This window comes from Sphingomonas sp. P4_D12 (assembly GCF_056401895.1).
This window is the reverse complement of the sequence record NZ_JBFUIL010000004.1, coordinates 112,436-126,060: the sequence shown is the minus strand read 5'-3', so window position 1 is coordinate 126,060 and position 13,625 is coordinate 112,436. Positions and strand designations below refer to the sequence as shown.

Here is a 13,625-nt window from a genome sequence, read left to right as displayed (position 1 = left end):
TTCAGCAAGAGCTGAACCGGTAACGCCGCCGATCCGGCGGCGCCGAAACCAATTCTACCGGCGACGCCCGCCGGTCTGACCCGTCGTCAGGCGATAGGTCATGACGTTGCGATAGACCTGACCAGACGCCAGGCGCGCGGAACCGAAGGCCGGCTGATTGGGCGTATCGGGAAAGAGTTGCGGCTCCATCGCGATCGCGTCGCCCTCGCGATAGATGCGCTTCGCTTTGCCCGACGACGTGCCGTCGAGAAAATTGCCCGAATAGAATTGCAGGCCAGGCTGGTTCGACCAGAGCTCGAATCCGCGCCCGGATTTGGGATCGAAGACACGCGTCATCAAATGCTGGTCCGGCGTGATCCGGCGTCCGAGGATCCAATTATGGTCATATCCGCGGCCATAGACGAGTTGCACGTCACGCGCATCGCGCACTCGCTCGCCGATCACGCGCGGCGTGCGGAAATCGAATGCCGTTCCCTTGACCGGCCGCAATTCTCCCGTCGGGATCAAGCCGTCGTCGACCGGCAAATAGGAATCGGCCGGGATCGTCACCATCAATCCCATCGCGCTATTGTCCGATCCCTCGCCGGACAAGTTCCAATATGCGTGGTTGGTGATGTTCGCGATCGTCGGCGCGTCGGTGGTTGCACGATATTCGATGCTGAGCGCGTTCTTCTCGTCGAGCGAATAGGTCGCATCGACGGTCAGCGTGCCGGGATAACCCTGATCGCCGTCGCGGCTGACATAGCGCAGCGTCACCGACGCCGTCGGCCCGGATTTCACCGAGACCACCGACCATAGCACCTTGTCGAAACCGACGGTGCCGCCATGGAGCGAGTTCTTGCCGTTATTGACCGGCACGCGATAATCGCGCCCGTCGAGCGAAAAGCGGCCGCGGGCGATGCGGTTGGCGAACCGTCCCACCGTCGAACCGAAATATTGCGGCGTCTTGAGATACTCGTCGATCGTATCGTAGCCGAGCACGACATCGGCACGCTTGCCGCTGCGGTCGGGCATCACCAGCGACTGCAGCGATGCGCCATAGGCGATCACCGTCGCCGACACACCGGCCTTGTTGGTCAGCGTCACCGCCGGCACCGACCGCCCGTCGGGCAGCCGGCCAAAACTCGATTGCCGCGCCTCCGCCGCCATGGCGGGTGTGGCGGCCCCGATCAGCAATGCAGCGAGTGCGAGTGAGCGCAGGACCATGTCTGTCTCCTTCATCTGAGGTAACGATAGGGGGAAATGCCGCGGCAGTCGGGGTCGACTTCGAACAGGCACCCGGCCTGCGGCTCGTCGACGCCGTCGGCGGCCGAGGTCACGAACATCCGGTCGAGCGCGTCGCCGGCAAACGCGACATTGGTGATCTGCGACGCCGGCAAGGCGATGGTCCGCTCGCGCCGGCCCGCCGGATCGAACCGCGCCACGCACGACCCGCCCCAGCAAGCCACCCATAAATGGCCTTCGGCATCGATCGTCATGCCGTCGGGATGACCCCAATCGGGTTCGAACACGATATGCGGCTCGCGCGCGCCGACGCTGCCATCGTCATGGACCGGATAGCGGAAGATCGTGTCGAGCGCGGTGTCGGTGTGGAACAGGAACCCGTCGCCGATCGCGGGACCGTTGGGGATGGTATAGCCATCCTCGATCAGGGTGGCCCGCCCATCGGGATCGAGCCGGTAGAAGGCGCCGCTCGGGCGATCGCAGGTCAACGGCATCGAGCCCGCCCAGATGCGCCCGGCGGCATCCGCCTTGGCATCGTTGAAGCGATTGCCGTCGCGCTCGGGCTCGGGCGCGACAATCGTTTCAATCATCAAGGGATCGAACGACAGCGCGACGAAGGCACGCCCGAGCCCGGCGACGAACCCGCCTTGCTCGCGCTCGATCAGCCAGCCGATCGTGTCGGGCATCGACCAATCGTCGACGCGGCCGCTGGCCAGATCGAGGCGATTGACGCGCGCGCCAAGGATATCGACCCAATAGAGCGCGGCTTCGCGGGCGGACCATAACAGTCCCTCCCCAAGTCGGTCGCGGCGGTCGCGTTCGATCACGCGGACATCGGACATCAATGGCTGTCCCGGAGAAGCCCGCGCTGGGCAATGCGCTGATCGTCGACGGCCGGCGCCAGGGTGCGTTCCGCGGTGGTGAGCTCGGCCCGGCGACGGTCGGTAAAGCGACGGTTATCCAATCCGCGCGACCACCCCGAACCCATCAGCCTCTCCGTATTCCTACCCTCGTAATCAGGGCCGTTGCGGTTGGCTTGATAGCGTCAACCAAACAAAGATAGAAACCCTATTTGTCTGACAAAATATCGCGAGGCGCCGAATGGCGTGCCCCGATGACGGCCGGCTTGGCTTGACGCGCTTGGCGGGGCCTTTTCGTCTTTGGTCAGCGCTCGGCCACGCCACGGCCACCGCTGCAGTTCGGGACAGTCGACCGCGACGTATTAGTTGCTGACATCTTCCCGCAGTGATCCGGGAAGACCACGCCAAAGGTTATCCGCGCCTTTACCACACCGAACGACCGCATCTTCACACGTCGCCGTCATAAGCATCCTCGCGTTTCTATCCAAGGATGCCGACATGAAGAACGTTTGTATTGCTTTAGTCGCGGCTTTCGCGGTCGCATCTCCGGCCGCCCAGGCGGTCGATCCCCATGTTGCGGTCAGTTCGGCCCAGTACACGATCGGCATCAGCGGCTTCGTGCCGGTGGTGTGCCGTGCCACGGTCGATGCAGTGATGGTCCCTGCCCAGGGTGGCCAGGTCTCGCTGGGCTCGCTCAACGAATTCTGCAACAGCCCCAACGGCTATGAGGTCTATGCCGATTATTCGGCGAACATGGCCAAGGCGAGCCTGCTGGTCGACGGCCACAAGCTCCCGCTCGGCAAGGACGGTACGGTCCGCGTGACCAAGTCGAACCGCGCAGGCATTGCTGCCCACGCGGTTGCGCTGGATTTGCCGAAGGGCGTCGAGCCGGGAACGATTTCGTTCCGGATCGTCGCGCTATAAGGCAGGACAATTCTGTTGCGATGGCACCGTCGACAATAACGGTGTCACCGTGACGGTGATCGTGTCGCTATAGACCGAGGCGGGCGTCTTGCCTTGCCCGCCCTCGAGCAACGTCGCCCGGATCGGCAGGATGCCGGCCGCCGCGTCGGTGCCGGCGCGCACGCAAGTGACCGTCGTGAAGGTCGGGCTGGCGGTCGTCCGCGCCTGCCCCAGGAACAGCGCCTTGTAAGCGAGCGTCTGGTTGGCATTGGCCAGCGAGCCGCCCGCGAAGGTCAGCTTGTAGGTGTTCTGCGAGGCGATATCGACCTTGTACGGCCCCGAGCTGGCGACGCGGATATAATTGGTGGTCGGCGTCGTATAGGTCGCCGGCGCAGCCAGGACCTGCGTGGTGGTCAAATTGCCGACTTCGCCGAAGTCGAGATTGGTGCCGACATAGCTCGCCTGGAGGCCGCTCAACACGATGACGTTGACGACGATCGCGTTGCTGACCGTGCCGGTATCGGTGAACGGGCCGCCGCCGCCGGTGCCATTGCAGCTATAGACGATGTCGAACGGCAAAGTGGATCCAGCGTTGAGGTTCAGATTGGCCGGCAATTGCAGCGTCAGGTTGAGCGTGAAGATGTCCGATGCCGCGTTGTTGCCGGTGAACGCCCAGCGGAACACGCCCGGTGCGGGGCTGCCCGCGTTGATGTTGAGGATCGGCGGCGACTGGTTGGTGCCGAAGAAGATGTTGCTGCCGGTGGGGCCGCCCGACCCGGATCCCGTCGCGCTGATCGGGATCAGCACGGTACCGTTCTGCGCCGCGGTGGTTCCCTTGACGTAGAATTCGATATTCGCGGTCTTCTCGCCTCCCGCGCCGTTGACGCGCGACAATTGCACGCCGGTCAGGTTGATCGAGGTCGTAGTCCCGTTGAATGGATCATAGGTCAGATTGGCGGTACCGCCGCTGACCGTGGTGAGGCCGCATTTGCCGGCGGCGAGCGCCGCGCCGGGAGATAGCCCGGCGGCGACTGCCAGCCCCAAAAGTGCGTGTCGAAACAGAGACAAGGCCATACTTACTGCCCTTTGACCGCTTTGAGTTCGTCGACCCGGACAAGACCGTCCGCGTCGCCGGGAATAGTGATCTCGAAGACCGATTTCTTGTCGTCGAGCATGGTGATGCGCCATTTGCCTGGCGCCAGTCCGCCGATGCCGAACCGGCCTTCACGGTTGGTGAACACCGTGATCGGCGTGCGTTCGGGATGGGCGAGTTCGACCGCGGTGCCGCTGACCAGCGAGACGGGTTCGCCGTCAATGTCGATCAGGCGACCGACCGCGGTCACCGAATAGGCGGATCCGACCACAAGCCTGTAACCACTCCGGTACGGAGGCAGCAGTCGGAACGATCCCTGCCCCAGATCGACACCCGGTTTTGCATTGGGCGCGTCGACCGCGATCGTCCGCTCCGCATAGGAGCTCAGGCTGGGCTCGGTGCCGGCCCTGAGCGCGCCGCTGTTCGCGGTATAGCCGAACGGCGACGGCGAGACGACGATGTTGGTTCCGTCGAGCTTCTTATACGGCGTAACGATCGCGAAGCTGTCGTAGATCGGCCGTCCGACCGAGAAGGCGCCGTCGGCGATCGCCAACGAACTGCCAAACCGGAACGACGTGCGCTGCGACGTGACGCTGCCGAACGTGTCCTGGAACGTCCCGAAGTGGCTGAGGCCCAATTCGGCGCGGTTGGTGTAATAATTGCCGGTGAAGTTGATCCCCGACCCGGCATCGCTGCGTTCGACATCGGCGGTCATGTTATACGATCCGACCCCCTGTCCGTAGAGCGTCTGGAACGATGTCCGGACTCGGTTGCCACGGCTATCATAATCGGCACGCGCGGTGGAATAGCGGCCGAGCCGGATGACAAGCGAGACCAGCCCGCCGAACCGCGACCCAAAGGTATCGCGTTCCCAGCGCGCGTCGGCGGTCACCGTCGCGGTCGAGGATATCCGGTAGCCGGTGGTGACCCGATAGGTATGCAGATCGGGTTGGATGCCGCGTCCCTTGGAGAAGCGCCCGTCGAACCCGGCATAGAGCCGCTCGTTGAAGGTGTGCGAATAGCCGCCGCCCACTTCGAACTGGAACTGGTTGTCGGGAACCAGCACGCCGACTGGAGCGAAATAGCGGCTCCGCGTCTCGACGAAGATGTTGAGCGAGTCGGCTTGCCCGCCGGAGCGCTGGATCAGCCGCTGGAAAGTCAGCGTCGCGGCGTGGCCGGTATGCGACCCCTTCAGGTTCGACAGCGAGAAGTTGCCGGCAAAGGTACCGAACGGCGTCGCCACGACCGCCTCGACGCCACCCATCTGAGTGTTCTTGTCGGCCTGGGCATTGACGCCCAGGGTCAGGAAGTCGCTGATGCCGCGGCGATAAAAGCCGGTGAAAGCGAATTTGTCGGTATAATGCGGCCCATGCAGGCCGAGCGGGTTGAGCACGCCGGCATAGAGGCCGAATTCGCTCAGCCCCTTGGCCAGCTGCGACTGGTCGAGGAACAGGTTGAACCGCAACAGATCGGTGCGCCCGGTATCGTCGAGCACCGACAAGCGGATGTCGTTCGCCCCCTGGGTGAACGGGAAATCGCGCAGATTATAGGTGCCCGGCGCGAGTTGAAGGCGCCGGACGATCTGGCCATTGACCTGGATCTCGACGGTCGACGGCCGGCTGAGCTGGAAGCTGCGGTCGCCGCGCGGGCGGACCAGCTGCTGCGGCTGGAGCACGCTGTACGAGCGGAAGATCGACAGACCGGCAATGTCGGGCGCCGATTGGAAACCGCGCGAGACGGTCTGCAGGTCGCCCGCCGTCCAGCGTACGAGATTCTTCTCGTCGTCATAGACGAGCCGCGATCCCAGCCGCTGGAAGTCGACACCGTTCGATCCGGGCTGCCAGATCGCTTCGCCCTCGGCGACCACCCCGCCGATCCGCGTCGCGCCGTCGAGCGAGAAGATCGGTGAGGCGAAGCCCTTGTCGCCGCCGGCATGGATATAATCTTCCGAGCCGCGGATGTTGAGATAGGCGCTCCAATTCGCCGGCGCGGCAAAGGTGCCGACCCGGTTGCGGTCGAGTGGACTGACCGTCAGCGACCGCGACGCGCGGCGTTCGGCGGCGATCGTCAGGTTGAGCTCGAGCGTCTGTGGATTGTAGCGGATACCGACACCCGCGGCCTCGAAATCGGCCGGGGTCAGCACCGCCTTGGTCGACAGGCTCGACTGGATCGCGGTGAAGGATTGCTGGTTGAGGACGTTCGACAGCAAGTCGAGCAGGCGCTGCGCCGGAAATTCCAGCTTGCTGTTGGCGGTGATCGTCAACGGCATGTCGCCGAGATATGTCCCGCCGTCCTTGACCGGCACCGTCAGGACGATGTCGCGTCCGGTCGGATTGAGCGTGGCTTGCGGTTGATCGGTCGGTGCGTTCGGCGCGTCGATCGTGACGCGCCGCTCCTGCGCTTGCGGCACCGTGTTTTGCTGGCTGTCGCTATTGGCTCGTGCCGGCGCGCACAGGCCGCCGATGCTCGCGCTCGCGAGCATCACGCCGATCATGCGGCTCTGGAGCCGCTTAGCCGTCCGGCGTGAAGCTGACATCGACACTGCCCCCATCAACCGGCAACTCAATCGGCAGCGACATGCGCCGCGTCTGGTTGGCCCCCACCAATCCGAACCCAATCGTTTGCTGCGTCTCCGGACCCGACAGGGTGCGGCGGAACACTTCCTTGCCTGCGGCATCCTTCTCGACGATCCGCAGCCGTCCTTCCGACAGATAGCCATAGGCCGCCGACGTGTTGGACAGGGTGACAAGCGGAATCGGCTTGCCCTTGTCGTTATGCCCGATCTCGGCACTCTGCACCTTGATCGCCGGCTTCGCGCCCATCGGCGCGATGCTGACCAGCACCTGGAAATTGTACAGGATCTGGATCGCCGACTGACCAGCAGGCAGCTTCACCGGCAGCTGCGCCACCGTGACGTAATAATGCTTGCTGGTCTTGAGCTCTGGGTCGCCGACATATTGCACGCGGAACGATTGCGTCTGCCCCGGCTGAATCAGCGCCTGGGGCGGAAAGATCAGCAGATCGCCTGGATCCTTGCCCGTTTCCTTGACGCCGTTCTCGTCGAACTCGAGCGATTGCACGCGCAGCTCGACCGGCAACGGCGTCGCGAACGTGTTCTCGACGGTGATGATCTGAGTCATCCCGTTGCCCGATTGTTTCAGGTTGATGATGACCGGTTGTACCGTCATCGCCACCGCAATCTGCTGTGGCAGGATAAGGCCGGCCGCGAAGGCCGCACTCATCAATATCCTTTTCATTCTCTTCACTTCCCCCTCCCGCTGGGTCGTTTAGAACGCTGCTTCGAATAGAACCGTGACCGTGTCCGCATAGCGCCCGGCGACCAGCGGCCCGCCCCCCGGCGGGACCGCGATCGTCAGGCCCATGTCGCCCGCGCCGCCATCGGCGGTCGCGATCGCGAGGACGCTGTTGTTGGTGGTCAGCACGCTGGCGTTCTGGCCTGCCCAAGTCGCGCTGATCTGATATCCCACGAACTCGCCGAACCCGGTCGGCGATTGCCGGTTGCGCGCATTGCCGCCGTCGCGCAGCAGCCCGCCATTGCGGCTGGTGACCGTCAGCCGGTGCGGGGCGTTGCAGATCACCGGCAACGACAGGTTGATCGCGGCGCCACGCGGCTGCGCGGTCAGCGGATCGCCGAACTCGGTGATCAGGATCTCGCCGCTCGTCGCGCCGGTACCCGAAAAACTGGCATTCTGTCCGCCCGTCGCGGTCGGCGCGTTGAGCACGCAGGCCGGCGGCGCGCGCCCGGCGATCTCCAGCCGGCTCTGGCCGGTATCGATGACGTTCTGCGCGTGCGCCGCGACGGTGGTCGCGAGCAAAGCAGGCACGATGAGGGCGATGCGGTGCATCAGCGCGGCTCCACGAATATCCGCATCGTGTCGGCATAATCGCCGGCCAGTAGCGGGGCATTGTCGCGGGCGTTGGACGCGCCCGGTGCGATGTTGAGTCTCAGGTCGATCTCGCCCGCCGTCGGCAGGTCGATATTGAATTGCTGGTCGTTGACACGGCGCGCCTGGGCATCGGCGTTGAGCACGCCATTGACCAAGCCCCACATCACGGTCGCGCGATAGGGCACCGCCGAGCCGAAACCGGGCGCCGGCGGCTGCGTGCGCTGCAGGGTCGGCCACAGGCCGTTATTCTGCGATTCCAGCCGCAGCCGGTGCGGATAGTTGCACACCGCGTCGAACTTCACGTCGACCGATGCGGCGCTGACCGCCAGCGTGGTCGGATCGATCATCTGGTCGATCTGCAGCGTGTTGCCGCTCAGCCCGCGGAAATTGATCTGGCTACCCGCCGCCAGCCGGGGCGAGCCCACCGCGCATACCGGCGGGGCGTTGCCTGTAACCGGCAGGGTCTTGGTCGCCACGGTCGACTGGGCAAATGCGGGGGATGCCCAGGCGATAAGCCCGCCGACGACCAAGACCGTTTCAAGGCGGAAGCCGCGTGACATCTCAGGACGCCACGGCCAACGTGACGGTGACGTTGCCCTGATAATTGGTGTCGGCGACCAGCCGCTGGGTCGCGCCGCCATTGGTCGAGAAACTGCCGACCGAGACGGTGATGTCGCCCGAAAACGCCGTCGCGCGCGTTTGCACCGCGGCGGGGTTGCTGCCCGCGCCGGTGGCGAAGGCGGCGGGTGTCGTCGTCCAGCCGCTAGCGGTGGCGGTATAATCGACCACGCGCGAGAAGCCGGCCGGCGGCGTGCTGGTAAAGGTCTGCGCGGCCATCGGCGTCGCGTTGACGGTGATGGTGCTGCGCGCACTGCAGAACGAGCCCGACAGGACCTTGGGCGGTGCCGCCAGGTCGTTCCGCAACAGGCCGGTGTTGAGGTCGATCAGCACGCCCATATCGAACGTCGATCCGGTGCCGGCGATCGTTCCGCCGACGCACATTGCGGGCACGTTGCCGACCACCGCGAATTCCTTGGTGTCGGTGTCGCTGCCGCCTTCGCTCTGGGCCGCGGCGGCGCCGCTCCAGGCGATCGCGACCGCTGCTGCCGACAAGACGGCCAGGCGTTTCAGGTTACGCGTCATGATCACTCTCCCCCCGAAGCGACCGGTCCGAGCTTGACCACGACCAGGCCGCTATAGGCGCCGGCGGTGAGCAGGAAGTCGGACGGTGCGGTGAAATTGGACAAGGTCACGTCGAGATCGGCGACCTTGGGCGCCGGTTGCGTCGGTCCGGTCGCCGACGCGGTCGGCGATCCGCCCCCGGCGGTGGCGGCGGTGGTGACCATCGCCGATCCCGCCGCCCAGTTCGCCACGGCGGCGGTATAATTGACCGCCTTGGCGAAGCCGGGTTCGACCGAGCTGGCATCGTTCGACACCAGAGCGGTGGCGGTCACCGTGATGGCCGATCCCGCGAAGTTGCAGAACGAGCCGGGCAGGGTGACCGTGCGCGGTGCGATGACGGCGATCTTGCCGACCCTCGCCCCTGACGTGTTCGCCATCTGGCCGACATCGACCGGCGCGGGCGTCGGCGTGCCGAGCATGCACAGCTTGGCAACCGTTCCCGAGACGCCAACATCGGCGGTTGCGGTGTCGGTGGCCTGGGCGTGTGCGATACCCGGAAGGGCGACCGCAGCGAGCAGGGTAAGAGCGAGGCGCTTCATCACAGCTTCTCCGTCAGAACCGTTCAGGGCAGCGAGATGCTCGGCGCCAGCGTCACCAGGACCTGACCCGAATAATCGCCCGCGACGAGCAGCCCGCTGGTGGGGCTCGTCGAGCCCGACAGCGTGACCTTCACGTCGCCCGAGAACAGACCCACCGGAACCGCGCTGCCGGCACCGTCGGTCACCGACGTGTCGGTGGCGTTGGCGCTATTGGCGGCGGCGGTCGCGGTGTAATTCACCACCCGGTCGAAACCGGCCGGCGGCGTGGTGGTGAAGGTCGTGTTGACCAGGCGCTGCGCCTCCACGCTCATCGTGGCGGCAGTGCCGTTGCACCAGCCCTGCAAGGTGCGGGTCTGGCCGTCGAGCTTGCTGGGATCCAGCTTGCCCGCAGTAGCCCCCGATCCCTGCAGCGACAGCTCGCCGGCATTGATCACGTCGGACGGCAAGGTGAACTGGCACCGGTCGCCGACCGAGCCGTTGATCGTAACCGTACCCGTCGCATTCTGCGCGGCGGCGGGAAACGCTGCCGTGGCGGCGATGACCGCTGCGGCGGCAAGGATCGAGGTCTTCATGTCAACATTCCCCAGTTGAAGATCGATCAGGCGCCGGGCGCGATGACGATCGAGATGTTGCCGGTGTACGAGCCCGCGGTGAGCAGGTCGGTCAGCGCGGCGGTACCGAACGTGTCGGCGGTGACGCTGACGTTGGTGCTGCCGTTATTGGCGATGCGGCCGGTGGTCGCGGTCGCGGCGCTCGCCGCGTTGCGGCTGTCATTGCTGAACGTGTCGGTGCCCGACGGCGTCAGCGCGACGGCGACATGCGCGGCATAATCGATGCGCGAGGCATAGCCGGTCGGCGCCACACCCGGCGTGGTCAGCTCGGTCGCGTCGACCGCGACGGTCGGATTGGCGGTGTTGCAGACCACGCGGAAGTTGAGCTGGGCGGCGTTGGCGGCCGCATTGAAGCGGGTCGCCAGGTCGGTCGCCATCGTGCCGTCGGCCTGGGCCAGTTCGCCAAGCGCGACCGTGCCGCCGAAGGTGCTGCCCGAGCCGGGCAGGACCGAGCATTTGTTGGCGACACTGCCGTTGATGTTGATCGTCCCAGTGACCGTCTGCGCGGCGGCCGGAGCGGCCATCGCGATCATCGAACCGGCGCCGAGCGCCATAAGCATGAACTTGTTCACTTTACCGTTCCTTTTCAAAGATATTGCCGTTGGCGAGCACTGCCCCCCCGGACCGTTCCGCCCACCCTCGGTAGAAGATCGGCCGGTTCCCCCGAGGGCGGGAAAAGCGGACGTTTGTGCGGGCATCCTCATGACGCCGCACTCACCGTCACCGTTAAGGTGTCGGAATAGGTTCCCCCGACGAGCGCGCTCGATCCGGCATAAGCGGGAGCGGTCACGCGGAGGTAAGTGCCGGGCTGATTGACCGACGTCGAATTGAGCAGCAGGCCCTGCGACTGGCTGACCGGGCCGCGGAACGTGCAAGGCGCGCCGGATGTGGCGGTCAGCGTCGAGACCGCGCACGACCCCGTCGCCGTCGCGGTCGATCCAACCACGTTGAGCGCCACGTCATAAGGCGCGAGCGTGGTATAACCGGTCGGCACCGAGCCGCCGGTCAGCAGGCCGCCATTGGCCGAGACCACCGCGACCCGCGACGGCCCGGTGCAATCGAGCGCGAACGAGAAATCGTGGTTGAGACCGACGACGTCGAAATCAGGCTGCGTATAGGTGCCCGAAGGCGCGGACCCGGTGGCGAAGCCGCAATGGCCGCCAACCGACGCGGTGACCATCACCGGCAGCTGGCGATTGCCGCCAACCACCCCGGGTTGCCCCGCGGCGTAGACCGTTTGCGCGGCGACGCCCTGCGGAAGCAGTGCGATGCCGATCGCCAACACGATCGTGGTCAATGAACCCCGGCAAGTCACAGTTCGCTGCCCCCTCCCGGACAAATGAACGATGACCCAATGATTGACGAGGTAGCCAAAAACGCAAGAAGAATATTTTACCCTTCATTAACCAATTCAGGTAACCTACCGAATATAGGCTATAGCCACGGTTATTACGCATATATCCTTGGATATATCGAATCAATATACTTGTGTTTTTCGCTGTTTATTATTGGGACAAAACTTTCAGTCTGAAGTCAGACATAAAATCTATAGTGTAAAACGTCGAAAATAATTCGCGGATATAACTTTGGTTTCCGACGCCAGGTCCAGCCTGTACTTGAACCCGATCCCTGGCCTTTGCCCCCCGCGCGATCCGAACGCCAAGCGGTGCTTTGTTATATAGTTACCAATATATATTCAATTATTGTTTTGTTAAGTAATATTTTTAACGCTTGGATGGAATCGACATGGCCGACTCGGCGCGACTCGGCGACGGAACGCACCGAATCGGCGGTGAGTCGCGGAACAAAAGTTAGAGAATCAAAACAGGGCGATGCCCACGGCGCCCAACCGAAGGATATATGCCGATTGTCGCGCGTGACGGCCGATGCGCGCCGAGTTCCGATCAAATTAGTGACGTGCGGACTGGCGAGGATAGGCATCAACCAAATCCTCCCCCGCCAGGGGGAGGTAGCAGCCGCCAGGCTGACGGAGGGGGCGGACGGCGACACACTCGCCGTCGTGCTTCCTCCCCCTCCGTCGGCCCTAGGTTGGAAACCAAAATAAGCCGTTGTTCTTAAAGCGATCCATTTCCAAAACTCGTCATCCCAGCGAAAGCTGGGATCTCAAGCGGCATCGCGTCACCGCCGGAGACCAACATCGGGTCGGATCGTCCCCCGGACGATCCTTGAGCATGCGGGGCATGCTCAACCCGATGTTCTTTCGCTGGGGTGACGGGAGGGGCGCTGGGTGACGGACGAGTAAGCTGCGGAGTATGTTGGAGCGGCGGGAGGATTCCGCGGGGATGGCGCCAGGAATATGAGTCCTAACCTAGCCGACACCTCCCTGGCGGGGAAGGATTGGAAGCTGACCGCAACGCACAGGGCTGAATCTCGCCCCCTCCCCCGCACCATAAAGAAACACTCGGCGACTCCCGCCCGGAACCTTTACGAGACGGCAACGATTTCGGTTGATACTCTTGTTAACAGTCAAAGGGGGGCGAATGCGGTCGTTGAGCGAATACCCGGCGGGCCGTGCGCTGACCGCGCGCAGCCTTGCCTTGGTCTGCAAGCTCGAGGTCGGGTTGCCCCGGCTGATGCTGATCTGGGTATTGCTCGCCGGCGCTGCCTGCGGCCTAAGGGTCGCATTCTCCGCGACGCCGATCCTGACGCCGGGCGACGAGCTCGGCAACGCGCTTCCCTATCTATTGCTGGTCGTCGCGCCGATCGTCACCGTCCTGCTCGGCCTGTCCGCCTTTCCGGCGACGGCGCTCCATGCCCAGCCGACGCAGCGCCTGGCGTGGGTCGGCCGCTGGCGCCGGGTCGACGCGGTCACCGCGCGATCGATGCCGCTTTATGGCGCGACCGGGTTCATGGCCTCGTTGCTGGTCGGCATCCTGATCAACGTCCCCATCCGCACCTTCGAGTTCCTGACCGGCATCCCGGCCCTGGGCGGCATGGCGCCCGACTGGTTCCGCACCCTCTATGCGATGATGCTGGCCGACCTGGTGCTGCTGTCGTGCCTCTACGGCCTCGCCTTCGTCCTCGCGCTGCGCCACGTGCCCCTGTTTCCGCGCTTCCTGGCAGCGGTCTGGGCGATCGACGTCCTGATGCAGATCTGCATCGCGCGCGTGATGGGCAATGTCGCCAACCTGCCGGAATCGGTGAGCGCCTCGCTCGCCGACATGCTCGAGGGCAATCTCAAGAAAGTGCTGATCAGCGTTGCGATCTGGCTCCCCTATCTGCTGCTGTCGCGCCGGGTGAACCTGACGTACCGGTGGCGGGTGCCGGTTTGAGTAGCCGCTGCT

The 13,625-nt window shown here is 64.5% G+C and carries 15 protein-coding genes; 2 read left to right on the top strand and 13 right to left on the bottom strand.

Features of this window, described 5'->3' with window-relative positions:
• Nucleotides 1-54: 54 nt before the first annotated feature.
• From AC1DSD_RS08920 to AC1DSD_RS08910, 3 genes are read right to left on the bottom strand one after another with little or no spacing between them, the layout of a single operon-like run.
• Nucleotides 55-1,206: an aldose epimerase family protein gene (locus AC1DSD_RS08920; RefSeq protein ID WP_478029677.1), complete on the bottom strand. Its 1,152-nt coding sequence runs from the start codon at nucleotides 1,204-1,206 to the stop codon at nucleotides 55-57.
• An 11-nt stretch (nucleotides 1,207-1,217) separates the two neighbouring features.
• Nucleotides 1,218-2,066, bottom strand: coding sequence for an SMP-30/gluconolactonase/LRE family protein (locus AC1DSD_RS08915; RefSeq protein ID WP_478029676.1), 849 nt, complete (start codon nucleotides 2,064-2,066; stop codon nucleotides 1,218-1,220).
• Nucleotides 2,066-2,212 (bottom strand): hypothetical protein, encoded by a 147-nt coding sequence (locus tag AC1DSD_RS08910; RefSeq protein WP_478029675.1) that lies wholly within the window; start codon nucleotides 2,210-2,212, stop codon nucleotides 2,066-2,068. Before AC1DSD_RS08910 ends, AC1DSD_RS08915 begins: the two co-directional genes overlap by 1 nt.
• 370 nt (nucleotides 2,213-2,582) lie before the next feature.
• On the opposite strand from AC1DSD_RS08910, the gene AC1DSD_RS08905 reads away from it, so the two are divergent.
• A complete protein-coding gene (locus AC1DSD_RS08905) occupies nucleotides 2,583-3,008 on the top strand; it encodes a hypothetical protein (protein WP_478029674.1) in 426 nt (141 codons plus the stop codon).
• Here AC1DSD_RS08905 and AC1DSD_RS08900 read toward each other — a convergent pair.
• The 10 genes from AC1DSD_RS08900 to AC1DSD_RS08855 form a co-directional block, all read right to left on the bottom strand.
• Nucleotides 3,003-4,061, bottom strand: a complete 1,059-nt coding sequence (locus AC1DSD_RS08900; protein WP_478029673.1) for a hypothetical protein — start codon at nucleotides 4,059-4,061, stop codon at nucleotides 3,003-3,005. The genes AC1DSD_RS08905 and AC1DSD_RS08900 overlap by 6 nt on opposite strands.
• Nucleotides 4,062-4,063: 2 nt before the next feature.
• Nucleotides 4,064-6,616 (bottom strand): fimbria/pilus outer membrane usher protein, encoded by a 2,553-nt coding sequence (locus AC1DSD_RS08895; RefSeq protein ID WP_478029672.1) that lies wholly within the window; start codon nucleotides 6,614-6,616, stop codon nucleotides 4,064-4,066.
• On the bottom strand, nucleotides 6,591-7,322 hold the full coding sequence (locus AC1DSD_RS08890; protein ID WP_478029671.1) for a fimbria/pilus periplasmic chaperone: 732 nt from the start codon (nucleotides 7,320-7,322) through the stop codon (nucleotides 6,591-6,593). The genes AC1DSD_RS08895 and AC1DSD_RS08890 overlap by 26 nt, the downstream gene beginning before the upstream one ends.
• Before the next feature lie 45 nt (nucleotides 7,323-7,367).
• A complete protein-coding gene (locus AC1DSD_RS08885) occupies nucleotides 7,368-7,946 on the bottom strand; it encodes a hypothetical protein (RefSeq protein ID WP_478029670.1) in 579 nt (192 codons plus the stop codon).
• A complete protein-coding gene (locus tag AC1DSD_RS08880; RefSeq protein ID WP_478029669.1) occupies nucleotides 7,946-8,548 on the bottom strand; it encodes a hypothetical protein in 603 nt (200 codons plus the stop codon). Before AC1DSD_RS08880 ends, AC1DSD_RS08885 begins: the two co-directional genes overlap by 1 nt.
• 1 nt (nucleotide 8,549) lies before the next feature.
• A complete protein-coding gene (locus tag AC1DSD_RS08875; RefSeq protein WP_478029668.1) occupies nucleotides 8,550-9,131 on the bottom strand; it encodes a hypothetical protein in 582 nt (193 codons plus the stop codon).
• A 2-nt stretch (nucleotides 9,132-9,133) separates the two neighbouring features.
• On the bottom strand, nucleotides 9,134-9,709 hold the full coding sequence (locus AC1DSD_RS08870) for a hypothetical protein (RefSeq protein ID WP_478029667.1): 576 nt from the start codon (nucleotides 9,707-9,709) through the stop codon (nucleotides 9,134-9,136).
• A gap of 23 nt (nucleotides 9,710-9,732) precedes the next feature.
• On the bottom strand, nucleotides 9,733-10,281 hold the full coding sequence (locus AC1DSD_RS08865; protein ID WP_478029666.1) for a hypothetical protein: 549 nt from the start codon (nucleotides 10,279-10,281) through the stop codon (nucleotides 9,733-9,735).
• A gap of 26 nt (nucleotides 10,282-10,307) precedes the next feature.
• Nucleotides 10,308-10,892 carry a hypothetical protein gene (locus AC1DSD_RS08860; protein WP_478029665.1) on the bottom strand — a complete coding sequence of 195 codons (585 nt, stop codon included), beginning with the start codon at nucleotides 10,890-10,892 and terminating at the stop codon, nucleotides 10,308-10,310.
• 128 nt (nucleotides 10,893-11,020) lie between these two features.
• The gene (locus AC1DSD_RS08855) at nucleotides 11,021-11,617 is read right to left on the bottom strand and encodes a hypothetical protein (protein WP_478029664.1); all 597 of its coding nucleotides are present in this window, start codon (nucleotides 11,615-11,617) and stop codon (nucleotides 11,021-11,023) included.
• 1,204 nt (nucleotides 11,618-12,821) lie between these two features.
• Between AC1DSD_RS08855 and AC1DSD_RS08850 the strand changes: the two genes are divergently transcribed.
• Complete coding sequence (locus AC1DSD_RS08850; protein ID WP_478029663.1) at nucleotides 12,822-13,613, top strand: DUF2569 domain-containing protein; 792 nt, start codon at nucleotides 12,822-12,824, stop codon at nucleotides 13,611-13,613.
• Nucleotides 13,614-13,625 lie beyond the last annotated feature (12 nt).

Coding starts and splice junctions, on each gene's coding strand:
- AC1DSD_RS08915 (WP_478029676.1), bottom strand. CDS start 2,066: ATGTCCGATGTCCGCGTGATCGAACGCGACCGCCGCGACCGACTTGGG.
- AC1DSD_RS08875 (WP_478029668.1), bottom strand. CDS start 9,131: ATGACGCGTAACCTGAAACGCCTGGCCGTCTTGTCGGCAGCAGCGGTC.
- AC1DSD_RS08850 (WP_478029663.1), top strand. CDS start 12,822: ATGCGGTCGTTGAGCGAATACCCGGCGGGCCGTGCGCTGACCGCGCGC.
- AC1DSD_RS08880 (WP_478029669.1), bottom strand. CDS start 8,548: ATGTCACGCGGCTTCCGCCTTGAAACGGTCTTGGTCGTCGGCGGGCTT.
- AC1DSD_RS08910 (WP_478029675.1), bottom strand. CDS start 2,212: ATGGGTTCGGGGTGGTCGCGCGGATTGGATAACCGTCGCTTTACCGAC.
- AC1DSD_RS08870 (WP_478029667.1), bottom strand. CDS start 9,709: ATGAAGCGCCTCGCTCTTACCCTGCTCGCTGCGGTCGCCCTTCCGGGT.
- AC1DSD_RS08905 (WP_478029674.1), top strand. CDS start 2,583: ATGAAGAACGTTTGTATTGCTTTAGTCGCGGCTTTCGCGGTCGCATCT.
- AC1DSD_RS08900 (WP_478029673.1), bottom strand. CDS start 4,061: ATGGCCTTGTCTCTGTTTCGACACGCACTTTTGGGGCTGGCAGTCGCC.
- AC1DSD_RS08920 (WP_478029677.1), bottom strand. CDS start 1,206: ATGGTCCTGCGCTCACTCGCACTCGCTGCATTGCTGATCGGGGCCGCC.
- AC1DSD_RS08865 (WP_478029666.1), bottom strand. CDS start 10,281: ATGAAGACCTCGATCCTTGCCGCCGCAGCGGTCATCGCCGCCACGGCA.
- AC1DSD_RS08890 (WP_478029671.1), bottom strand. CDS start 7,322: ATGAGTGCGGCCTTCGCGGCCGGCCTTATCCTGCCACAGCAGATTGCG.
- AC1DSD_RS08885 (WP_478029670.1), bottom strand. CDS start 7,946: ATGCACCGCATCGCCCTCATCGTGCCTGCTTTGCTCGCGACCACCGTC.
- AC1DSD_RS08895 (WP_478029672.1), bottom strand. CDS start 6,616: ATGTCAGCTTCACGCCGGACGGCTAAGCGGCTCCAGAGCCGCATGATC.